The organism is Acinetobacter sp. ANC_7654 (assembly GCF_056779855.1).
Genome location: NZ_JBWYIR010000005.1, coordinates 139,660 through 162,658, shown reverse-complemented (window position 1 = coordinate 162,658; position 22,999 = coordinate 139,660). Strand labels below are relative to the sequence as shown.

The following is a 22,999-nucleotide window of genomic DNA, read 5'->3' as shown; positions in this document are numbered from 1 at the left end:
CTATGGGTTTTTTATTGTCAGAAGATGAATCAGAAAAGTTTGGTGTGGGGTATTGTAATTACAGTCATATGGCTTTTAGTCATTGCGTTGATTTGGTTTTTTGCTAACTTACAAAGTCCAGTATCTCTCAATGAATTGGGGGATTCACTTGCTGGAATTTTTGCACCTATTGCTTTTCTTTGGCTTGTTCTTGGTTATGTTCAGCAAGGTAAACAGCTTGAACAAAATACCAAAGCCTTAGAACAACAAGAAAAAGCATTACAGCTTCAAATTGATGAAATACGAGAGAATGTCAAACAACAGAAAAGATTAGTAGATGATCAGAAAAATTATTATAGTTCGATACATGAGTCTGTGAAGCCAATTTTAGTTGTAGCTCAGTCAAAAATTAGATTAAATCCACACCCTATCGATGCGGTAAATGCAAAAATAGAATATCAAGAAGCACCATTACTTCAGTTTAGAATTTTCAATGATGGTAAGGAAAAGGCATGTTTTGTTGAGGTGTTAGGTGGAGTTGACAATCTTAGACTATTACAGCAACTTAACCGAATTAATGACTTTACTAGTGTTTGGATCTCAAATTATTTATCTAAAGGTGAATCAGAGATTTTAAGTAAATGTTGCGAATTAACATACAGACTAATTATTAATTTTGAAGATATATATGGAAATAAATTTCAATCGCAACATTACTTTGATATTCGAATAAATAATGAAAATCATGTATCAATTATCGGAAGAGAATCAATTCCCTCGATAGGTTGAATAACCATATGAACTTAATAACAACGGAATATGGTAATGATCTAAACTACCATCAATCACAAAAACCACTGGCACTTCTGGGAAGAAAGTACGTTTGTTATTTGCTTTAAACCAGTCACCCGTTTTAAAAGTTACTCTGTAAACACCTTTTTGAAGATCTGTTTCAGCTGGATATAGAGCCTTGATACGACCATTTTCATCCGTTTTAGCTTCGTTGAGCTTTACCCATTTTTCACCCTGCTGCGCTTCAAGGGTAACTGCAATATTTGAGGATGGAAGACCAGTTTCTTGATTAAGCACATGAACACTTAAAGGATTTGCCAAAGTGAATGTTGAAAATGCAAAACCTGAAAGAGCAAGCGTAAATTTTTTCATAAGTATCAACTCACAGTAAGCAAATAATTGAAAAAGTGTACTTAAAATGAGAGATTATTTAAGTTAATTTATGTATAAAAAAAGGATGCAATCGCATCCTTTTTACTTATTTTACAATAGCTTGAGCTTAGCGTGCGCGCCCACGTGGAGCTTTTGTATTTGGGCGAGTAGTACCATTGGTCTTACGACGTGGTTTCTCATGTTCTTCCATTTGCCAAATACGTTTAGTACCCGATTTTTTCTTAGTACCATCTTTATTGACTTTCTTATTAATCGGCTTGCCACCTGTACCGCCTGGTTTCTTCACATAAGAGCGTGAGCGGTATGGCTCTTCTGCAGGAACATTTTGAAAGTCAGGATAAAGTAATGGTTCAATTTCTCTAGTTTCGCCAGATTCAAGACCCATCTGTACTAAGTCTATTGATCCAATTTTAGTGCGAATAAGACGTAAAGTTGGGAAACCTACTGCTGCAGTCATACGTCGAACTTGGCGGTTACGACCTTCGCAAATCGAAATTTCAACCCAAGAAGTAGGTACAGAAGCACGGAAACGAACAGGAGGATCACGATCCCATAACCACTCAGGCTGTTCAACTTTTACAGCTTTTGCGGGTAGAGTCATACCGTCTTTAAGCTCTACACCTTTACGAAGCTGTTCTAAAGCCTCTTCAGTCACATCACCATCGACTTGAACCAAATAAGTTTTAAATTTCTTATTGGCAGGGTTGGTAATGTACTGATTTAAACCACCATGGTCGGTTAAAAACACTAGACCTTCAGAGTCCATGTCTAAACGTCCAGCAAGACGTAAAGTCGGATCGTCAACGAAATCAGACATTGTCATATGCGCTTCGTCTTTACGAAACTGGGAGAGAACGCCATAAGGTTTATTGAGAATGACGATTTTCATATAAAAACTTCAATAATGTGCAAATAGTGAAAGGTCTGACTTATCAAGAATTTATGAACATCCTGAATTGATCTGAGGATTCGATCATTGAAGTCAAACAAAATAAATCGGGGAATTGGTGACTATTATGCGTGATTCAAAAAAGAAAGTATCGTATTGATCAAAAAAAATATGTAATTCTGACGATTTAATCGGTATAAGCAGGCTTTTATTGGTTGCTGACAAGTGCTTTTAATTTAAACAATACAATGCAAACGTCGATCAGACGCTAAAATTTAACTCAATTTAAGATGTTAGGTTGTATATGAAAAAAAGGATTATCGGATCACTCATTGCAATCAGTTGGATGCTTACTGCTTGTCAGCCCCCAAATTCAGGCGCAACAGCAGGAATACAATATCCATATTTATACTGGAAACTTCAACAGCAAGCGTTGACAGAGCCGTTGGCGATACCCGTTGAAGGAGTCAAAGTAACTCAAATAGCAGATACTTGGGGGGCAGCACGTTCAAATGGTCGTACACATCAAGGAATTGATATTTTTGCCAAACGAGGTACGCCTGTATTGAGTACAACACAAGGTATTGTAAGTCGTATCGGCACAAATAGTTTGGGAGGTAAAGTCATCTGGGTGGTAGGACCTCAGTTAAGTCGCCATTACTATGCACATTTAGATGAATATGCAGCACACATCCAAGAAGGTGACTGGGTTGAAGTCGGTGAAGTATTAGGATATGTGGGAAATACTGGCAATGCGATCAATACACCTCCACATTTACATTATGGGATTTATTTAACGAGTGGTGCTACAAATCCATATCCATATTTAAAACCAGATTTAAAACCAGAGGAATAAGTCTCGTTAATACAAGTAAACAAATGAGAGAGCCTTGTAAGCCTCGTAACATATATCAATTTTAATCCTCTGAAATTTAAATAGCTTACACAATGGAAGTTACGATGCAGTATTTTGATACAGCTCTATGCTCGCAGTTTCGTGCAAAAGGGTTATGGTTATTTGTATTGGTCTAATTCAAGTGAAAAAGAATTCAAGATCAGTATCAAAATCTGATAATCATGGAGATATGAAATGAGTAATCAATACAATCAAGATCAAAATGAGCAACAGCAACAAAATCACCAGCAACGTCAACAAGGTCAACAGCCACATCAACAGCAACCCAATCAGCAGCAACAGCAACAAGATCAACAGCAGCAGAATCAGCAACAGTCCCGTCAACAATCACAACAGCAATCTGATTTAGATCAACAAAATCGTTAATCCATTAATCATGAATTGAATGGGAATTTAGGGATGAATGCCCATTCTTGTCAGTAAATTCAAGCATTAACAATTTAAAGTGAATGACACGAGGAAGATAAGATATGGCGAATAAGTCCAAGTTAAAAATTAAAGATTTAAAAGATCAAATTAAATCGAGACTTAAGAAAATTTCTAAGCATGAATCTAAGTTAAAAGATTTAAAGAAAGCGCTCAAAAAGCGTAAATAGCAAAAGACCCTCATGTGAGGGTTTTTTTATGGAAGATCATTAGAAATATACAGTTTATGAACGAATCTTTGTGAAGCAATAATTTATAGTCAAGATTGAAATTAATCTATGATTTGAAATGATAAAAGATTATTATTCTCAATTAGAAGTTTGGAAATATTAGGGTGTATTTATGAAAATGTATCAAGTTGATGCCTTTACTACAGCGTTGTTTAAGGGGAATCCTGCAGCTGTAGTGGTCAGTGAAGAATGGCTTGATACATCACTCATGCAAAATATTGCATTTGAAAATAATTTGGCTGAAACGGCTTTTGTTAAAATTATTGATGATGAAAATTATGAAATCCGTTGGTTTACACCTAAAGTTGAAGTCGATTTCTGTGGTCATGCCACTTTAGCGAGCAGTTATGTACTTTTTAATGAGTATACTCAAGCGAAAAAAATTAAATTTCATGTCAAAGATTTAGGAATTTTTACCATCACTCGACAAGATGATGGAAAAATTACAATGAATTTTCCTGTTCGAATCCCTCATTTAACTGAAGAGTTTCCTGAGTTATTAAAAGAAGTGGTTGATCGTCCAATCAAGGAAATTTATCTAAATCAACAAGCTTATATTTTAGTCTTGGAAAGTGAACAAGATGTGCTTGATGCCAAACCTAATTTTGCCAATATTAATGCAATTGCTGAAGCATATGAGGTTAGTACTTGTATTACAGCATCCGATCATCCCGATATTGCTATAACTGCAGCATCAGAACAATATGATTATGTGGCACGTTATTTTGCACCACATAAAGGCATCAATGAAGATCCTGTAACAGGTTCTATGCATACAGGATTAGCACCCTTGTGGGCTGAGAAATTGAATAAAACAGAACTTATTGCTTTTCAAAGCTCAGAACGAGGTGGCGTGTTGTATTGCCAACTTAAAGAGAATCAAAGAATTGAAATTTCTGGCTATGCCAAACTTTATATGAAAGCTGAAATTTACCTTTAAAGCATAAACCCTATTGATCATACCCTTGTCAGGCGTGTGATCAATTTTTTTATATCAATAATTGGAAGAACAATGCTAACTCGTTTTAAAAAACTTTCACTTACTTTAATGATCGTTGCGGTCAGTTCTAGCGGTTTAGCACAACCTGTTTTGGTCAAGACTGAACAAAATATTGAAGAATACAAACTAGAAAATGGTTTACGGGTAATTTTGGCACCAATACCTAAAGAAAATAAAATTTTTATGAATATGGTGTATTTAACGGGAGCTTTGAATGACCCACAAGGTAAAGGTGGTTTAGCACATTTACTTGAGCATCTCGCGTTTAAAGGCACAGAAAATGTAAAAGGAGATGAGTTTCAACGTCGTCTAGATCAGCATACGCTCATGAGTAATGCGATGACTGACTACTATTCTACCCAGTATATGAGTGTCATCCGTCCAGAAAAAAAAGCCATTGATGAAATGTTGTATCTGGAGGCAGAGCGAATGGATAAGCTCGTACTTCAGGAAAAATTTGTTCCGTCAGAAATCGCAATCGTAAAACGAGAGCGTGAGGTTCGAATGGATCAACCTTTTTCAGTATTGATGGATCAAATTTGGAAATCTGCTTACGGAAATCAGTATCTTGGTCGTCTACCAATTGGTGATTTAGCTGAGCTTCAGTCAATCAACATGAAGGAACTGAATCAATTTTACCGACAATGGTATGCACCGAATAATGCAGTTCTAGTGATTGCAGGTAAATTTAATAAAGCGGATATCCTGAAAGCAGTGGATAAAAATTTTAATCAAATTCCTGCGCGTCAAATTCCTGAGTCAACCCAAGTTCCAATGCTTGATTCGACCAAGATCAAAGATCGTCAATTTATCGTGCAAAAGGGAAGTGATTTAGGCAAATACAATATTTATCTCAATGGCACCCAGCAAAAAACACAGACTGCACTCGCTTTAGCACCTTATTTATTTACAATGCAACCTAGTGGTCATTTGTACAAAGATATTGTAGAAACAGGTACGGCTACACAGGTTCAATCGACGACATGGTTAACACCAGATTTTAATCTTGTTTTTATGGGGGCAGTGTATGCTCCTAATCACGACGAGAAAAAAGTTGCCCTTTCTCTAGAGAAAGGAATTGAGAAAAAGCATCAATTTAATGAAACAGAATTAAATCGTGTCAAAAACATGATTAAAAATGGTCAAGAGAGCATGATGACCAATGCTTCTTCTGTGGGCGGTTTCATTAGTGATTATGTGGTTTCATCCAATGGGGATTGGGCAAAATATTTTAAAGATCAAGCAGAGATACAAAGTTTAAATGTCGATCAAGTTAATCAAGTAATAAATCAATTCTTGGTTGCTGAGCATCGCATTTCGGGAGACATACAACCTACGCCTGAGGATCAAAAAAAGGCACTCGAGCTAGACGCTAATGAGCAAGATTCAAAAACTTTAGATCAAGTGGCAACTCAAGAAGAGCCTTTAAAAGACCCAGCTGTGTATAAGGCTGAAGTGGCTGAGCACTTAAAAAATTCCAAACAGTATGTTGAAAAGTTAGAGAAAAAAATCAAGCGTGGTATTTTGAAAAATGGGATGCATTATGCACTATTCCCAACGTCAACACGCGATGACAAAACTTACGCATCGATATCTTTAAATTTCGGGACAGCACAATCACTCAAGCATCAAGGTGAAGCACTAGGCTTTATGTCTTATTTGCTATTGAGAGCATCTGAGCAGTATAGCCTGCAAGATATTGCAGACAAATCAATCGAGGCGGGTGGTCGAGCATCTGCTTCAGCTGTTGATAATGGTATTGTGATTAACGTATCTGCGAAGAAAGAAAAATTTCCAGAATTCTTCAAGTTTATTGTCGACGTTATGAATAATCCGAAATTTGAGCAAAGTCAGTTTGACCTCATCAAATCGCAAACATTATCGTCATTAAATCGACCATATACAGAGCCTGAAACTGTTGCAGGACTGACTATCGCTAGAATCGTAGAGCGATATGAACCAGGTGATTTGCGATATCATTTTGAACCTGAGCTAGCAAAGCAGCAAATTGAAACCATCACCAATGATCAAATTAAAGCTTTGTACCAAAAGTATTTTACAACTCAAAATGGTCAAATATCGGTGACTGGTGATTTTGATGACAAAGCCATTCTGAAATTTTTGAATTCATCTTTAGGTCAGTCTAAGACAAAAGAACCATACCAACGTTTGCAGGGCAGTCATATAGATTATCCTGCTCAAAAAGTTCATGCGCTGGCTGAACAGCGTCAATTTGGTAATTATCAAGCGGTTATTGCCATTCCAGTTGGTAATAATCATCCTGATGCAGAAGCATTATATGTGTTGAGCCATATTCTAGGCGAGTCACAATTATCATCACGCCTTGCCATGGAGTTACGTGAAAAAAATGCGTTGGTTTACAGCTTTGGAAGTAGTTTGAGTTTGGATAATTTTATCAATGCTGGTGCTCTAGGTGTAAGTGCTAATTATGCAGCAGGAAAATCAGCTCAAGTTTCTCAAGGTGTGCATAAAGTATTCACTGACTTATTAAAGAATGGTGTGACGGAGCAAGAGCTTGAAGCGGCTAAAGCTAATATTATGAAACAGCGTGTCACGAATTTAGAGGATGAGCGCCGTATTCATCGTGGATTGAACAGTCAGCTTGAGCAAAATAAAACACAGCTTTCAAGACTAGAACGAGATCAGGCATTTGCAAAACTGACGAAGAAAGATATAGATGCAGTGATCAAAAAATATATTAAGCCTGAGTTTTTGGTTGAAGTTATGGCAGATCAGTATGGTAAACCACAACCTGAAATGATTTCAAAGCCTAAAACTTAGAACCACAATGTACGATTCAAAAAGGCTCATTCGATTGTGAATGAGCCTTTTTTTTAAAGCTTATAAAATTGCTGCGCATTTTTACAAAATATCTGTTCAACAACATCTGAATTATAGGTAGCGACAATGTCGCTAAAGGCATCAATGATATTTGTGAGTGATGTGCTCACTTTATCCATCGGGAAGTTGGATGCAAACATGACACGATAAGGCCCAAAACATTGTAAAGCATGAATAATCATAGGAGAGACCAATTCAATGATTTGTTGTTTAGATGCTAGTGTTCGTCGTGTATGAAATTGATGACCTAAAACAGGCATGAAGAGTCCAGACATTTTTGTATATACATTCGGACATTGAGCTAATTCTGCAAGATCTTCTTTCCAGTGGAAATAGATATTGTCTCGCGCAGTTTGGGTGATTCCTGTGTGTTTACCTACTGGGCCGAATAAACCTGCTGGTGTGCCCAAATGGTCTAAGACAATCGAAGTCTCAGGAAAACGTTTTGCCAAAGCAATAACATCTTTAAGCTGGCTATAATAAACCCAAGCATCAAAGCTTAAATTGTACTGGGCTAAGGCTTCAAAACCTTTTAAAAATTTTCGATCAGTGTAGAGGTGGGGATCATCGTTCCATGCATGAATTCCAGGATCTTCATGATGTGCAGCCATTTTTCGAATACCACGAAAATGCCGAGATGCCTTTTTATGCATTTTAAGAATTTTTTTGAAATTACTTTCACGAGGATCAGCTGTTGCAACGATTCCAGCCAATTTGATGTTTTCTTGAGAAAAAGGAAGCTGTTGAATAAATTGCGTTTCTTCTACAACGCCAGTCCCTTTTTGATGATGCCAGCTGGCTTCGACATGTACAACACGGCTCACAGTATAGTGTCCAATGTCTTTGTGGTAATCCGCTGGTAAATAGGGTGCTGTGATGTAATCTGTAAGTCCTACTGTCTCTATTAAATCTTTAGGTTTTACGAGACGAACGACTTTATCCAAGATTTTTGGATGTTTTCCAAAAAGTTTAACAGCTAAAGCGGCAGCATGCGGTGTGTGATAAGGATCCCATTGATGGATATGTGCATCGACGATGGGAAAGTTGAGTTGATTCATCGCTATCCTTAGTTGAGTCATCAATAAGAATAACATACGAGAAATTGATCAATTTTTGAATTGCATTTTCGTTTGAATATTAGAGTTTAAGCATTAAAAAAGCCCCCTAAAGGAGGCTCAATGCACACAATGCAAATCTATTTAATGTTCGTGGTCATGTTTATTTGCATGAAACTCTTCATTACGACGGAAGCGAAGGTAGTTCTCAAACTGTTCGCAGTATTCGTCATAATTATCTTCAAGCATCATATGAAACTGTTGCATGATATAAGACATCACTTGTTCTTTAGCATCACGCATTTCATTGCCGTCTTTAAAGTTATTGGCAGCAACCCATGTATTAAAACGAGCAGTACCAAATAGCATCGCAGCACTGACTTGACCACGAGCATCGGCTGGTTTAACAGTAGAACCTTTTTCAACACGGCAAAATTCATTGGCTTGCTTAATAAATTCATCAGCACGTTCGAAGAAAATCGCATTCAATGCTTCTTCTTCAGTGACATCAGTCGCTTGAATCTTTTGAACCATGAATTGTTCCTAATAAATAACTTAATTCAAGCACTATTATAGGCAAAGGCTTGCATAAACTAAACCTTTCACTTAATCTAAAAATAGCCTAAGTAATTTTTTTATGAGCTTTTCTATGCAAGATGCTATCGCAGTTCAAAGTTTAAAAAGTGATATTGCGTTACTGAGACAGAATATTTGGCCACCTGTTGATCTTGCGAATGTCGAAGGTCTTCCCATTTATTATGGAAGCAAAGAGCAAGTAGCTGCTTATTACCAGCAGTGGACAGGTCTAATCGAAAGGGCACAAGATTTATTTCAACCTTTTATGGAAGATGAGGTTTTAGATGCCATTCATTTACCAAGTCATCTAAATTTACCGCTGTTTTATTTTCATGTAGACCGAATTCGCATTAACAAAACACGTGCAAAGGAATCAAAGACTTTTCGTGGTATTGCTAGTGTATTAGAGAAGTGTGGACAGTTTGAACCTGAACAAGTTTTGGCAATGAGTCGTTGGTTGGATCAAGATGACACTGCTGCATTAGTTGCGCATCGCGAATTTATAGATTTAAGAACTTATGTATTTCAGCATGGGCAAAGTGAATATACGAGAACACGTTTTTATGTAAATGGTATTGTCTTAAGTGTTGAGCCTCATTTCGAGTTGGTTGATGCTCGCGATAAACCACGTAAGCAACGAAATGACTCATATAGCGATCCATTGGCGGATAACAACACGTGGCGTATTTATGGTAAATATCGTTAGTTGAGCTGATTGAACTTAGTTTTTAGACATTAGAATCAATGATTAGCTACTTTATAACTACAAAGCTTCTACGATCAATATCCAAACTTATTGATTAGTATTGTTTAAAATATTTATCACAAAAAATAACTAATTTAAAGAATGATGACTGAAAAGATTAAACAATTTAAAAAGGCGTGGATGTTATTCCGTCAACATGATGAAAATGGATTAAGTGTATTCTTCGTTTTAGCCATACTTCAAATTTTAATTATTGGTACGAGTGTTGGTTTACCGTATTTGTTTAAGCTGCTGATTGACCAGACCAGTGAACCTGATCATTACTATTCGATTCAAGACTTTTTTCAAATTCATCTGCTCTATTTATTCGCCGTTGCTTATGCACTCGCTTGGTTTATCAATGAGGGGATGAAGAATATAAATAATTTTGCCATGTCTATGATGATCAGAAATGTTGATGCATCCATGCTTAAAGCTGGAGTATTTAATTTTCTTGATTTGAAATTAAAAGATCAACGACAACAAGATATCGGTGTATTTAATGCAAATCTAATTCGTGGCAGTGAAGCACTTGGTACAATTATTTTTACTATATTTTTTGTCATTGTACCTACGGTATTTAAAATCTTAGGTATGGTGTATGTGCTCGGAAATACGATCAATCTTGAATTTGGTGTGTATTTTTTCGTATTCTCAGCTTGTACAGTTGCTTTATCGCTCATCATTACCTTTAAGACACAAGATATCTTTACGATTATGTATGGTGCTCGAAATCAACTGAATCAATTTGTGATTGAAAAACTCCAACAAAGTTATGATATCAAACTCAGTCATTCGAAATATTACGAATTTGAAGAGTTTAGCCGCAGAATCGATGACTATAAAATAAAGACTCAGGATACCTATAAAAAACTTCAGTATCTCATGATATATCAACTGTTATTTGTGTCATTTTTTCTTTTGGTATTCATGGTTTTATCAGTCTATATGTTTGAATATCAAAGTTTTAGTTCAGGTGATTTTGTTTTAGTCAGTACCTATATTATAGGTTTAACCATTCCGTTAATGATGATGTCTCAAAATATCATTCATTTGAAAGGTCATATTGTGGCTATTGATCAGTACCTAGAATATTTTGAATTGGAACATGAGTCATTCAGTACGAATGATCTAACAGCTGAGGAACAGAAAGAAAGTGAGGTGGCGTATTCATTTCAAAATGTGACATTTGATCTAGGTCAGCAGACGATTGAAAATTTTAATTTAGACATCGTGTGTGGAAAAATATATTTAATTCAAGGTCGAACAGGTATTGGAAAATCAAGTTTCCTCAATTATTTGGTGGGAATAGAAAAGATCAAATCTGGACGACTATTCTTTAGAAATTTAGAGATCACTTCAGTATTTTCAGAAAAGATATTTGATCAGATTGCTGTGGTCAGCCAAACTCCGATCGTTTATTCAACCTCATTAAGACAAAATTTGATTCAAAATACTGAGATCAAATATTCTGATGAGGAGCTTAAACATTGGCTAAAAGAGTTCGATTTACTCCATTTGCTGGAAAAAAATCAAATTGAGTTAGACGATGATATACAAGAAATTTATAAAAACTTCTCTGGTGGTGAAAAACAACGATTAAACATCATTCGTGCATTATTAAAACAACCAGAGCTTCTGATCTTAGATGAACCTACAGCAGCCTTAGATGAGAAAACAAGTTCGAAAATTTTAAAAATTATTCAAGAGCGAGTTGAAACGGTCATTATGATTTCTCATGAACGTATGGCGACAGAAATCGCAGATGAAATTATTGATTTCAACATCATTCTAAATTCTATCGATGAGGATTAAATGATGATTGTTGTGGCATGAATATCAATCAAAAAAAGCGATTTTTAAAATATGTATTTATTTGATTAAATTTAGTCTTGAGCAACGATTCATGTACTTGATGATCGATTTTGATGTCAGTTAAATATTTTTTAGCATGAGCTGAATGATTTTTATGCTATGAAATATTTATGATAATACAAAATCTACAGCTGCTTGCGCATGAATAGAAGTTGTATCAAATAGAGGGACTGAGAATTTTAGATCTCCTATAAGCATACAAATCTCAGTGCATCCTAAAATGATTCCTTCAGCGCCAGAAGATATTAATTCTTCGACAATATGAATATATTTCTTTTGCGAAGCTTCGCTAATTATGCCTAAACATAATTCGTTGTAAATAATATCATGAACAATTTTTCTACTCGCTTTATTAGGTGTTATTACTTTAAGTCCTTTTTCCTCCAATCTGCTTTTATAAAAATCTTGTTCCATCGTAAATGCAGTACCAAGCAGCCCAATTTTTGTAATTTTCTGGCTCATGATTTCCATGGCTGTCGCATCTGCTATATGAATAAATGGTATGTTGGTTGATTCCTCAATATAAGTTGCTACTTTGTGCATTGTATTTGTACAAAGTACTATGCCATCTGCACCTGCTTTTTCTAATTGTATGGCTTGATCTCTTAAATAGATTCCTGCATCTTCCCATAATCCTTTGCGTTGTAATTCCTCAATTTCAGCGAAATCAACGCTAATAAGAATAACCTTAGCAGAGTGTAACTTGCCAAGTTTCGTTTGAACCATCTTATTGATTTGTTGATAGTACAAATCAGTCGACTCCCAACTCATTCCACCTAATAAACCAATTGTCTTCAAGTTCGCACCTTTAAAAATTAAATATTTAATTTATCAATATAATGAAAGTTATCGAGTATGAAATTGCTACTTTTTAAAATAATGACTTAATCAAAGTGAGAAAAGTTCAGCTTTTGATGTGTATTTTTAGGGATGAATGTATATAAGTTTAGCAGCAGAATTGACCAATCTTATGGTTGAGTAAGCTTCTCATCGGAAGAATTCACATTAACCCCGAACTTAGATGCCATAAATAGAGGAAAATTATTGTATTGCTGAACAATCCATGTATAGAGCATTCTAGTTCAAAATCTTGTAGGATATCAATCAAAAGGCTCATTCATGAGCCTTTTGATGAGTGATTTGAAAGATTAAAAAGTCTATTGTTCATAAGATTTTTAAAATTAAATCAACGTGTCTACAACACCTTTTAATACACCTAATCCTAGTGAATCAATTGTTCCATTAAGTGTTTCATTTACGCCAGTGCCAATTTTCACTAAAGGATCTTTTAATCCTACAAGAGAGCCGACAGTACCAAGCAAATTAGTCACTAAACCTGCACCAGATACTGCTTCAATTTCATCTAATGTAAGTTCTTTTAAAGTTGTTGGATTTGAATTATTCATTGTATTCACCATTCATGTTTGATTTTATTTTCATGTAAATCGAATAACTAGCGTTAAACGATAGACTCATCATAATGAATGCATTTTGTATGCCAACTAATAAATAATGATAAATATATAATTTAGGTATAATTAATAATATGAAGGAGTGATTAACGGATTTTTCATGAAAAAATTCATCATTTTTGTGCAAATGTCACCGAATTGGTGCATTGATCGATTTGAATGATGGTTGAGAATTTAGCGCGTTAATTTCTTAAATTGATTTCACTAAACGAAATGAGTTTATATTTCATAGAATTATTTAAGAATTGAGCGTAAAAAATTACACTCAACTCAACTCAACTCAACTCAACTCAACTCAATTAATTGATGTACATTGCTGAGCTTTAGGATTATTCAATCCTCGACTATGAGTGAATACAGCAATTACAGCTAAAGAGATAAAAATCAATACACTGTAAATTAAGGTACTGGTATTGAAGTGATCTACCATAAAACCACCAAATAATGCGCCTGCTGCAATCATGATTTGGAACATACTGACAAAAAGAGGCATCCCTTTTTCAACCGCATGTGGCGCATGTAAAAACATCCAAATATTGGCTGTCGTAGGAAAGGCACCAAAAGCAAAACCCCATAATGCTGTAAGAATATATGCACCAGTTAAGAATTTGGCATAAACCGGGAATGTAAGGAATACGATTGCTAAACACAATGCAACAGCAAAAAGCGTATAGCGGACATTGATATTGCTGCTATAACCGGAGAATGCATTGCCTACGAAGCCTGCTGCTCCATAAATAAGAAGTAATGAACTGATGGTTGAACCATCAAATCCTGCTTCATTTTTATAGAATGGCGCCAAGTAACTGTACGTTGAAAAATGCGCTAATCCGATAAATAAAACAATGATTAAGCCTTTACGAGCTTTGGGATCTCGAAACAATGCGGGTAGATCGCTATATTGAATAGCTGAAGTCGGCGGTAATTTCGGTAGGAATTTAATCTCAAATAACAGAATAATGGCACCAATCACTGAGGTGATCATAAAAGCATTACGCCAACCGTAAATTTCACTTAGCCATGTTCCAACCGGAACACCCAGCACAGTTGCCAGAGTCACGCCAGCCATGACGATAGCTGTTGCTTTGGCGATGGGTAGGCGAGGAGGTGCAACACGACCACTTAAGGCGATTGCAGTTGCCCAGAATCCGCCTATCGCGATACCCAAGAAAAAACGACTCAATAGAATCCAAGTGAAACTTTCTGAATAGCTCGTAATGAAATTTGCAATGACCATGACCGCTGTGAGTGCGATTAATAAATAGCGTCGATCAAGTTGCTTCACCCAGACCGAGATAAGCGGTGCTGCGAAAGCACCCATCACGCCTGGCAGGGTAATGAACAGGCCAGCAGTACCGACTGAAATGTTGAGATCTAGTGCGATTGCATTGAGCACACCAATAGGGAGAAACTCACTGGTCACTAATATAAAAGCGGTGATAGAAAGTGTAATAACAGCAAACCAATTTCCTTGATTTTTTGTAGGAGATGGAGAATGAACAGCGGTTTCAGTCAGATGAGATTCAGATTTCATTGACCAACGCTCCTTGAAAATAATTTCATAATGATTGTTATAAAAATAAAATATTTGAATTTAAGATCTGGGTCAATTAATTTATTAATGATCATTATAAAATTAATTGGGTTGAATATGCAGGAAAGTTCAAAGCCAATAAATCAAATGGATAGTGCCAAATCAATATCTAAGGGGCGTGGACGTCCTAAGTGTTTTAATGAAGAACAAGCACTTGAAAAAGCCATGACACTATTTTGGAAATACGGTTATGAAGCTACTTCAATGAGTGATTTAACATTCGCCATGGGAATCACTGCACCTAGTCTTTATAGTACGTATGGTGATAAATCAGAGCTCTTTAATCGTTGCATTGACTATTATCTCAGGCACGAATCATGCTCGATGGAAATGATTTTTAAACATGCACATTCCATAAAATTAGCAATGGAACTTTATTTGATTGAGAATCTAAAACGACTGGTGCAGAAAGACAAACCGAAAGGATGTATGTTGGTCGTGTCGACAATGAACTGTTCGATTCAAAATCAACAAATACAACAATCAATTTCGGAAAAAAGACAGTTATCTAAATCGAATTTACTAGAAAAATTATTAGCTGCCCAAGCCTCAGGTGAAATTAGTACACAAACTAATATTCAGGCAATGACAGATTATTATATGACGATTTTACAAGGACTAAGCTTACAAGCACGTGATGGGGCTACTTTTGAACAATTGGAAAGCGTTGTACACATGGCGATGCAAACTTGGGATCATTTTTAAGTCAGAACTTCTCATTGACGAAAAGTACTGACTTGAATTTTATGACTTGATAAATTTTCGACTGACTAGGAATTGTTCAGTCGCTTCCAAAAGTTTTTCAGCGTAAATTTCTTGCTTTGCCGTCAACCAACCTAAGGCGAACCAGTCACTGGCTTCTAATTCTGTTTGCTGTAAGTAGGATGATGAGGAAGATAATACTTGATATTGTTCAGCTGCATAATGTGCATCATTAAGCGCCTTGCCGTATTTTTGTAAATTTTTCACATCAAAAATTTGTGTTAAGACTGGGAAACTGAATCTTAATTCACTTAAATGTATTGCCAATTGGTCAAGACTTTCAAAGTTAGAAGGATCAGCTTCATTCAGACATTCCTGTAAAACTTTATACTGCTGTTGAAGCGTATTTTGAGCATAGGTTTTGAGGTCTTGGGTTTGCACCTTCTTGGAATTGCCTAAACTAAAACTCAAAAGTTCAAGATAGTGTTGAACGTTTTGGGTAGATTTGACTAAGTTGTTTAATTTTTCTCGGGCGTAGAGCACATCTTTACTGAGCATTTCAGCAGTTTTAGGGTTTTGCAGAATAGCGCCTAAGGTGTGTTGCATATGCTCATAATGCTTTAGGTTTTCAAAATGATTTTTAAATGCAGATAACTGATGTGCCCATTTATCTGTGCTCTTTGATGTCCAGTCTTTAAAAATAGATAGACTTAAAAACAAATAGTTCAAAGCAATATGTGCTTGTTCGATGTGTTCCTGTTCAGCCACTTCCGCAGAAATCGCAGCAATATTCGGCAGTAAATGTTGCATATGATGACCAATCATCATCCGAATCGTTTTTTCTGCGCTTTCTTTTTTTGCAACGATCCATTCTTTTTCAGTTCGCGCTGGGCTTACAACTAAATTTGAAACCAATAAATTACCAAACTCAGCCTTACTGCGAACGTCTAGCCAAAGTTGATATTTTTTGACCCACTCAAAACTAAACGCTAGTAATGTTTCAACTTTTCCTTGTTTGAGTTCAAACTCTACTTCATGAATCTCATGTTCTCGATCACCTGATCGTACAACGCCAATATCTAGACACACTTCAATTTCAGCATCTTCAAAGCTAATCACTCGAACTGTACGTTGAATGTCTGTTTCAAACTGCAAGACTAATTGGTCAAAATCACCTTTCAATGCGTCATTTAAGACCTCATAAGCTTCGGAATTATCTGAATAAATAGATAAATCTAAATTCGGTGCAGCCTCAAGATTACCTAAATCATGATTATGTTCGAAACGGTGTAAATGGCTTTTACTTTTCGTCGCTTTTAAGGTTTGAACCCAATTGGTATTTTCAAGACGTTGTCGAATGGCTATCCCATGCTGAGAGAGTAGGCGATCAGGAGTGTCATAGTACTTTGCTTGCATTTGAATGAGTTCAGACTTTTTTGGATCGATTGCTTTTAAAATCGCATTCCGTCGAGCTTCTGGGATCTGAAACTTTAATTCAATTTCAAGCATGTGATTTTCCTAATTGATCAATCATTTTCATAGAAGTAAGACATTTGATTGCCTTTTAATTTAAGGGAATTGTAACTGATTCAGTTAGAACCACAATCTTGACAATTCACTTACATTTACTTGAATGAATGATTAATCACAATATTTGTAAGATAAGCTTTTCAAGTGCAATTTTTTGAATTAAGGTGGTCAAAAAAAGGACAGGAATACAACAATGAATGCTTATGTAGAGCCGTCTTCATCGCAAGAAGAAGCTAAATTTCAATTACCCATCAAGAATTACTCAGAATTTTATCGTTTTTATTTGACTGAACACCGCAGCATTATGAGTCGTCGTTTACATGCAGCAGGTAGCTCAATCGGTATTTATTTTTTTACTCAAGCGATTCGTCAGCGTAAAGCTAAATATCTAGTCTACGGATTAGTTTCAGGCTACGCATGCGCGTGGGTGGGGCATTTTGTTTTTGAAAAAAATAAGCCAGCAAGCTTTAAACAACCGTTGTATAGCTTTATTTCAGACTGGAGAATGTTATCGGATATTTTGCGCGGAAACTTGAGTTTGAAAGATCGTAAATTTGATAAAATTGATAGCTAAATTTATATATTGTTAAAAACGCTCAGCAGATTCTGGGCTTTTTTTGTCATGAAATGTTTTAAGAAAGCTACACAAAAATATGATTATATGATAGCTGGAAAGGCTTAAGATCCAATGAATAAATCCAAATTATAAATATTGGGATTAAATAAAAAAATTAACGTATTCAGTTAGATGAGTTAACGGTATTATTCTGTTAAACCGCATATAATACATATTATGTTAATTTAAATAATACTGAAAAAAGAAGATGAACTATATATAGAACTTTTATTATGAGAGTGAGTATTTTTAATGCGAAACATACTTCTGTTTGATTTGGATCAAACTATTTTGAATAGGAATGAGTCACTTATTCGTTTTATATGTTGGCAAGTAAATTTTTTCCAATTAGTACCACAAGAACTAAAAGATGCATTTATAAAAAAATTTATTGAATTGGATGATAATGGAAATGTTTGGAAAGATATCGTTTACAGTCAATTAATCAAAGATTTTAATATAAAAAATTTACTGTTGATGAATTACTTAATTCTTACATTACTGATTTCAATAAATTTTCAATTGGTTTTGATGACGTCCAAAAAGTCATTTCAGATCTTTATCAAAAGGGATATAAGATTGGGTTAGTCTCCAATGGAAAAAGCCCCTTTCAGGAACATAATTTTTATGCTTTAGGTCTTACCGAATATTTCTCGACTATCATAGTTTCAGAAGCGATTGACTTAAGAAAGCCCGATAAAAAAATATTTGCTTATGCTTGTTACCAGTTAAATTGTTCACCTTCTGATTGTATTTTTATTGGTGACAATCTTAAAGCTGATATAGAAGGTGCAAAAAATGTTGGTATGAAAACTATTTTTTTCACCCAAATCAAATACTAAAAAAACCTATTACAGATTAGAGTATTCATCATTATGATGAATTAGAGCGAGCCATCAATAGAATAAATAAAGAGGACGTATGATGAATGATATAATTAACTCATATGATAACTTTTTTATAGAATTGAATGGATTAAGTGATGAATCAAATAATTAAATGCGACTATTTAACATAATAGAGCTCATCCTAAGTTTTTTAAATCAGGTCGAATTTTATAAATATTATTTTGGAGTTCAAAAATATGACTTAGAGCTTTTCCTATCAGTAATATATTTTCTCTATTTTCTAGTGATGGATCTGATTGAATCTTACTAGGAATACTGTCTAATAATATAGCGGCTTGATGCAAATCATCATTTATTTTTTTTAATTGATCCATTTTTCTCTTCTATAAATATTGGTTAGGATATAAATAATATTACGTTGAGATCCTGAATTATTCAATTATATGGTGTATTGTTCTTCAAATAAGAACTTTTTAGAACATATACATCTCTTTCATAAATCTTAGATTAGCATTTGAAGTGCAACACCATCTTTTTTAACTACACCTTACACATGTAAGCGGTTTGTATAATTCAAATATTCTTCTGCTATCTATTTTCTTTACTGGATAGTCGGACGTAATGTCTTTGCCATCTAGTACTACCGAAATTTCTTCAAAATCAAAATAAATATTTACTAAATTTTCTTTAAAACAAATAAATTCAATTTGACTTTCTTTACTCGTGTCAGAAAATTTTCACTGAAAGTGGTTTAATTAGATAAATCGTTATTTACTTTTCAATAATTACATTTACTAAGTCCTTACTATTATTTTTACACATAAACTTATGATTTTTAATAATATTTTATTTTCCTCCTAATCTTAAAAGGGAATCTCTTAGTCATTTGCTGTACATAACATGCCAAAAGGTGTTTTCATACTGATTCGTTTATAACTAATGCCAGGTATAGGCTCCTTCGCAGGCAACATATCTCTTTTTTCGCAAATTTCCTTTATGTACTTAAGTGTGTCTTTCGAAGAACTAGATGGAATATATTCAAGCGTATTGGAGCCAATTTTTCTTGGATTAAATTTCTCAAATTCATTTCAATCAATATCTTGAACACGCTTAGTCAACAATAGAGCCTGTTAATTTCTACATTTTATCAATGTGTTCTTCCAAGGCTTTGTCCTATAATGTTTTAAATTTTTAGTATTTGCCTAGAGTTATTCTTTATGCGCGGTTTGTATTTAATCACCAACGATGATCCTATTGAACTTCTATTAGCAAAGCTTGAAGGAGCGATGGCAACTTATGAAGTTGCAGTACTTCAGTATCGTCGTAAAAACGTTGCGAAAGAAGATCAAGCTTATGAAATTGAATACATGAAGAATATGTGTAATCAATATAAGGTTCCTTTTGTCATCAATGATGATTTAGAGGCCGCAGTCAAATATGGCGTGGGTGTGCATCTTGGTCAAGATGATGGTTCAATCCAAGAGGCTGTGGAAAGATTGCCAAAAAACGTCTTAATTGGACGTAGTTGTAATAATTCTATTGAACTAGCTGAGCAAGCGATCGCAGACGGCGCAAATTATGTAGCATTTGGCGCAATTTATGCGACACAAAGCAAACCTGAAGCAGGTAATATTGGTTTAGAAACATTAAAAGCTGCAAAAGCAAAATTAAATGTACCTATTTGCGCGATTGGAGGTTTGACGGTTGAAAATGGCGCTGAAGTGATTGCTGCCGGAGCAGATCTTTGTGCTGTCATTAGCGATGTATTGGGTCGGTCTATGTCAACTGTTGGTCAACGTGTTTACGACTGGTCAGAGCTATTTGCTAAACAAGCTTAAATTTTTTACTTTTTTGAGTTGAGTGATTTTCATGAGTTTATCTCCTAAGCAAGAACAACTATTTAAACAAGCCAGCAAACATATTCCTGGTGGTGTGAATTCACCAGTACGTGCTTTTAATGGTGTAGGCGGTACGCCGGTATTTATTGAAAAAGCTCAAGGTGCCTACCTGTATGATGTAGATGGCAAACGCTATGTAGATTATGTGGGTTCATGGGGACCAATGATTTTAGGACATGCACACCCTGCGATTATTAAAGCTGTTCAAGACGCCGCTGTTGATGGTCTAAGTTTTGGTGCACCTACGGTGCATGAAACGACATTGGCAGATATTATCTGTGAAATTATGCCGTCGATTGAATTGGTACGTATGACCAACTCAGGGACAGAAGCAACAATGACTGCGATTCGACTTGCACGTGGGTATACAGGTCGTGACAAGATTGTTAAGTTTGAGGGCTGTTACCATGGTCACTCAGATTCACTTTTAGTGAAAGCAGGTTCTGGTCTACTCACAAGTGGTGAAGGCGAGGCGACATCTGCGGGTGTTCCTGCTGATTTTGCAAAACATACATTAACGCTTCCATACAATGATATTGCGACTTTAAAAGAATGTTTTGCTAAGTTTGGTTCCGAAATTGCGGGTGTTATTGTTGAACCTGTTGCAGGTAACATGAACTTGGTCAAACCAATTGATGGATTCTTGCAAGCCATTCGAGATGTGTGTGATGAGCATGGTTCAGTATTCATTATTGATGAAGTGATGACTGGATTCCGTGTGGGATTAGGTGGAGCTCAAGCACACTACGGCGTTACACCTGATTTAACTACGCTAGGTAAAATTATTGGTGCAGGTCTTCCTGTAGGCGCATTTGGTGGTAAGCGCGAAGTGATGGAATGTATTGCACCTCTAGGTAAAGTTTATCAAGCGGGAACTTTGTCAGGTAATCCGCTGGCAATGAGAGCTGGGATTGAGATGTTTAAACATCTTCGTCAACCAGGTTTCTATGAAAATCTAACCGCACAGCTCGAAAAGTTATTGATTGGTTTACAGACTGCCGCTGATGAAGCAGGTATACCATTTAAGACTCAACAGGTTGGAGGTATGTTTGGATTGTATTTCACTGATCAAGAAGATATCACAAGCTTTGATTCAATGTTGAAATGCGATGTTGAAATGTTCCGTAAATTCTTCCATGGCATGTTGGATGAAGGTGTAAATTTAGCGCCTTCTGCTTTTGAAGCCGGTTTTATCTCAAGTGCGCATTCCGATGAGGATATTGCGTTCACTATTCAAGCAGCTAAGAATGTATTTGCGCGTTTAAAATAGAATTTTTTTGAAAATCTATTAACATAAGCCTACAGTGTAAATACTGTAGGCTTTTTTGCACGTATAAAATTCACGGACTTAAAATAGAAATGAAATTAAAACATTATTTAACTTTAGAAGACGCGGAGTTTTTACTGACGCGTGCGCAACAATATGCGATTGATAAAAAGTTGAATGTCAGTATTTCTGTTGTAGATGAAACTGGAAGTTTACTTGCAATGAAACGTATGGATGGTGCCTCTCCGATGACTGCGAATTTGTCAGCTGAAAAAGCAAAATGTTCAGCTTTGAGCCGCCACCCATCTCAAATTTTTGAAGAGCTGATCAAAGATGGGCAATTGGGTTTTCTGACTGTTCACTCATTGTCGGGAATGTTAGAAGGTGCGGAACCCATTATTTATCAAGGGCAATTGGTGGGAGCCGTGGGAGTTTCAGGTGCTAAATCTTTTGAAGATGCTGAAATTGCGCTGCATGCCATTGAAGTTTTCTTGGCTTTAGCTGATTAAAGTGGCAATGTCATATTTTTATACACCACCCAAAAAAATTGAACTCAGCGCGAGTTTGGCAAAGTGGTCCATTCAAGCTGAACAATGCGTCTTGGTGGTTTTTGGATTTCAACGTTTAGCTGAATATAGCAATGACCAACATCAAGAATTATTAATTCATTTAAATCGCTTAATTAAAAAAGCTCAGGCTTTAGATATTGAAGTGATTGAAATTGAAGAGCAGCAATCATTTTCTAAAGTAGCGCAGTTGGGTGAATTACTCGCAGAAAAGAAACAACTCATTGTCTCTGGCATGATCAATTCACCTATAAAACAACTTTTACAGCATATCATTTCGATTACTCCTCAAATTTGTGTGGTGAACGATGCTGTTCATCTAGAAACGAAGAGCCAACATTTACAGTGGATTGAGAACTATGTAGAACAAGGTATTCATCATATGAATACCTCTGCCATGATTCGAATGCTGGAATTAAGTGCGCCGACTTCATTTATTCTTTCTGAAAAGGGCATATTATTGTCTATTGCTGAATACCTCGAATTCGATATTTTAGAAATTGATCCATTTCAAGATTTACGGAACTATGGCTTAGATTCAGTCGCAATGGTGAGTTTGATTGGCTTGTGGAGAGCCAATGGCGCACATATAGATTTTGAATCATTTGTGCAAAATTGCACACTTTCTCAATTGCTTCCTATCCTGAGAAAAGACTGCTAGATGTCAAAAATAAAACTTAATTCATTTGAATCGTTAGATTGATTTAATTTCTATCAGATATCGGAAAAATCATCACTGTTTGTCCATTTCAAGATTGTAATTTATCG

23 protein-coding genes and 1 pseudogene are annotated in these 22,999 nt (G+C 35.6%); 15 read left to right on the top strand and 9 right to left on the bottom strand.

The genetic code is table 11. The features are described 5' to 3' along the window. The first annotated feature begins 24 nt into the window (after window positions 1–24). Window positions 25–768: a hypothetical protein gene (locus tag AC1M86_RS07775; protein WP_481607673.1), complete on the top strand. Its 744-nt coding sequence runs from the start codon at window positions 25–27 to the stop codon at window positions 766–768. Here the strand turns inward: AC1M86_RS07775 and uraH are convergent. Together uraH and AC1M86_RS07765 are read right to left on the bottom strand one after the other, a co-directional pair. After that, window positions 748–1,143 carry a hydroxyisourate hydrolase gene (gene uraH, locus AC1M86_RS07770; protein ID WP_481591371.1) on the bottom strand — a complete coding sequence of 132 codons (396 nt, stop codon included), beginning with the start codon at window positions 1,141–1,143 and terminating at the stop codon, window positions 748–750. The genes AC1M86_RS07775 and uraH overlap by 21 nt on opposite strands. Before the next feature lie 127 nt (window positions 1,144–1,270). Then, window positions 1,271–2,053: an rRNA large subunit pseudouridine synthase E gene (locus tag AC1M86_RS07765; RefSeq protein WP_035268720.1), complete on the bottom strand. Its 783-nt coding sequence runs from the start codon at window positions 2,051–2,053 to the stop codon at window positions 1,271–1,273. 304 nt (window positions 2,054–2,357) lie between these two features. On the opposite strand from AC1M86_RS07765, the gene AC1M86_RS07760 reads away from it, so the two are divergent. The 5 genes from AC1M86_RS07760 (at window position 2,358) to AC1M86_RS07740 (ending at window position 7,427) form a co-directional block, all read left to right on the top strand. Then, window positions 2,358–2,909: a M23 family metallopeptidase gene (locus tag AC1M86_RS07760; protein WP_035268718.1), complete on the top strand. Its 552-nt coding sequence runs from the start codon at window positions 2,358–2,360 to the stop codon at window positions 2,907–2,909. A 234-nt stretch (window positions 2,910–3,143) separates the two neighbouring features. Beyond that, a complete protein-coding gene (locus tag AC1M86_RS07755) occupies window positions 3,144–3,335 on the top strand; it encodes a hypothetical protein (protein ID WP_035268717.1) in 192 nt (63 codons plus the stop codon). 104 nt (window positions 3,336–3,439) lie between these two features. Next, window positions 3,440–3,565: a hypothetical protein gene (locus AC1M86_RS07750; protein ID WP_257219857.1), complete on the top strand. Its 126-nt coding sequence runs from the start codon at window positions 3,440–3,442 to the stop codon at window positions 3,563–3,565. A 172-nt stretch (window positions 3,566–3,737) separates the two neighbouring features. Then, window positions 3,738–4,565 (top strand): PhzF family phenazine biosynthesis protein, encoded by an 828-nt coding sequence (locus tag AC1M86_RS07745; protein WP_092767133.1) that lies wholly within the window; start codon window positions 3,738–3,740, stop codon window positions 4,563–4,565. A 72-nt stretch (window positions 4,566–4,637) separates the two neighbouring features. Further along, window positions 4,638–7,427 carry a M16 family metallopeptidase gene (locus AC1M86_RS07740; RefSeq protein ID WP_481607672.1) on the top strand — a complete coding sequence of 930 codons (2,790 nt, stop codon included), beginning with the start codon at window positions 4,638–4,640 and terminating at the stop codon, window positions 7,425–7,427. A 53-nt stretch (window positions 7,428–7,480) separates the two neighbouring features. On the opposite strand, the gene AC1M86_RS07735 is transcribed toward AC1M86_RS07740, so the two are convergent. Beyond that, the gene (locus tag AC1M86_RS07735; RefSeq protein WP_481607671.1) at window positions 7,481–8,545 is read right to left on the bottom strand and encodes an amidohydrolase family protein; all 1,065 of its coding nucleotides are present in this window, start codon (window positions 8,543–8,545) and stop codon (window positions 7,481–7,483) included. A gap of 141 nt (window positions 8,546–8,686) precedes the next feature. Then, window positions 8,687–9,076: a DUF3144 domain-containing protein gene (locus tag AC1M86_RS07730; protein WP_092767127.1), complete on the bottom strand. Its 390-nt coding sequence runs from the start codon at window positions 9,074–9,076 to the stop codon at window positions 8,687–8,689. A gap of 115 nt (window positions 9,077–9,191) precedes the next feature. On the opposite strand from AC1M86_RS07730, the gene AC1M86_RS07725 reads away from it, so the two are divergent. Both AC1M86_RS07725 and AC1M86_RS07720 read left to right on the top strand, forming a co-directional pair. Then, complete coding sequence (locus tag AC1M86_RS07725; RefSeq protein WP_481607670.1) at window positions 9,192–9,824, top strand: hypothetical protein; 633 nt, start codon at window positions 9,192–9,194, stop codon at window positions 9,822–9,824. Window positions 9,825–9,968: 144 nt separating this feature from the next. Beyond that, window positions 9,969–11,678: an ATP-binding cassette domain-containing protein gene (locus tag AC1M86_RS07720; protein ID WP_481607669.1), complete on the top strand. Its 1,710-nt coding sequence runs from the start codon at window positions 9,969–9,971 to the stop codon at window positions 11,676–11,678. Between the two features lie 168 nt (window positions 11,679–11,846). Here AC1M86_RS07720 and AC1M86_RS07715 read toward each other — a convergent pair whose 3' ends face one another. From AC1M86_RS07715 to AC1M86_RS07705, 3 genes are all read right to left on the bottom strand, one after another. Further along, the gene (locus tag AC1M86_RS07715; RefSeq protein ID WP_092767123.1) at window positions 11,847–12,536 is read right to left on the bottom strand and encodes an aspartate/glutamate racemase family protein; all 690 of its coding nucleotides are present in this window, start codon (window positions 12,534–12,536) and stop codon (window positions 11,847–11,849) included. Window positions 12,537–12,919: 383 nt separating this feature from the next. Next, the gene (locus AC1M86_RS07710; protein WP_180028591.1) at window positions 12,920–13,144 is read right to left on the bottom strand and encodes a hypothetical protein; all 225 of its coding nucleotides are present in this window, start codon (window positions 13,142–13,144) and stop codon (window positions 12,920–12,922) included. A gap of 361 nt (window positions 13,145–13,505) precedes the next feature. Beyond that, the gene (locus AC1M86_RS07705) at window positions 13,506–14,744 is read right to left on the bottom strand and encodes an MFS transporter (RefSeq protein ID WP_481607668.1); all 1,239 of its coding nucleotides are present in this window, start codon (window positions 14,742–14,744) and stop codon (window positions 13,506–13,508) included. A 117-nt stretch (window positions 14,745–14,861) separates the two neighbouring features. Between AC1M86_RS07705 and AC1M86_RS07700 the strand changes: the two genes are divergently transcribed. After that, entirely contained in the window at window positions 14,862–15,509 is a 648-nt protein-coding gene (locus AC1M86_RS07700) for a TetR/AcrR family transcriptional regulator (protein ID WP_481607667.1), read from the top strand. A gap of 39 nt (window positions 15,510–15,548) precedes the next feature. Here AC1M86_RS07700 and AC1M86_RS07695 read toward each other — a convergent pair whose 3' ends face one another. Further along, window positions 15,549–17,015, bottom strand: a complete 1,467-nt coding sequence (locus AC1M86_RS07695) for a CYTH domain-containing protein (RefSeq protein ID WP_481607666.1) — start codon at window positions 17,013–17,015, stop codon at window positions 15,549–15,551. A 214-nt stretch (window positions 17,016–17,229) separates the two neighbouring features. Between AC1M86_RS07695 and AC1M86_RS07690 the strand changes: the two genes are divergently transcribed. Further along, window positions 17,230–17,610: an Mpo1-like protein gene (locus tag AC1M86_RS07690; protein ID WP_180028595.1), complete on the top strand. Its 381-nt coding sequence runs from the start codon at window positions 17,230–17,232 to the stop codon at window positions 17,608–17,610. A gap of 294 nt (window positions 17,611–17,904) precedes the next feature. Continuing rightward, a pseudogene (locus AC1M86_RS07685) lies at window positions 17,905–18,514 on the top strand (HAD family hydrolase). 162 nt (window positions 18,515–18,676) lie between these two features. On the opposite strand, the gene AC1M86_RS07680 reads toward AC1M86_RS07685, so the two are convergent. Beyond that, window positions 18,677–18,874, bottom strand: coding sequence for a hypothetical protein (locus tag AC1M86_RS07680; protein WP_481588997.1), 198 nt, complete (start codon window positions 18,872–18,874; stop codon window positions 18,677–18,679). Window positions 18,875–19,717: 843 nt separating this feature from the next. Between AC1M86_RS07680 and thiE the strand changes: the two genes are divergently transcribed. The 4 genes from thiE to AC1M86_RS07660 all read left to right on the top strand — a co-directional run bounded on the left by thiE (window position 19,718) and on the right by AC1M86_RS07660 (window position 22,892). Then, on the top strand, window positions 19,718–20,338 hold the full coding sequence (gene thiE / locus AC1M86_RS07675) for a thiamine phosphate synthase (RefSeq protein ID WP_481586403.1): 621 nt from the start codon (window positions 19,718–19,720) through the stop codon (window positions 20,336–20,338). 31 nt (window positions 20,339–20,369) lie between these two features. Further along, window positions 20,370–21,668: a glutamate-1-semialdehyde 2,1-aminomutase gene (gene hemL, locus AC1M86_RS07670; RefSeq protein ID WP_481607665.1), complete on the top strand. Its 1,299-nt coding sequence runs from the start codon at window positions 20,370–20,372 to the stop codon at window positions 21,666–21,668. Between the two features lie 89 nt (window positions 21,669–21,757). Continuing rightward, window positions 21,758–22,174, top strand: a complete 417-nt coding sequence (locus tag AC1M86_RS07665) for a GlcG/HbpS family heme-binding protein (RefSeq protein WP_035267160.1) — start codon at window positions 21,758–21,760, stop codon at window positions 22,172–22,174. A gap of 7 nt (window positions 22,175–22,181) precedes the next feature. Then, on the top strand, window positions 22,182–22,892 hold the full coding sequence (locus AC1M86_RS07660; protein ID WP_481607698.1) for a phosphopantetheine-binding protein: 711 nt from the start codon (window positions 22,182–22,184) through the stop codon (window positions 22,890–22,892). The last annotated feature ends 107 nt before the right edge of the window (window positions 22,893–22,999 follow it).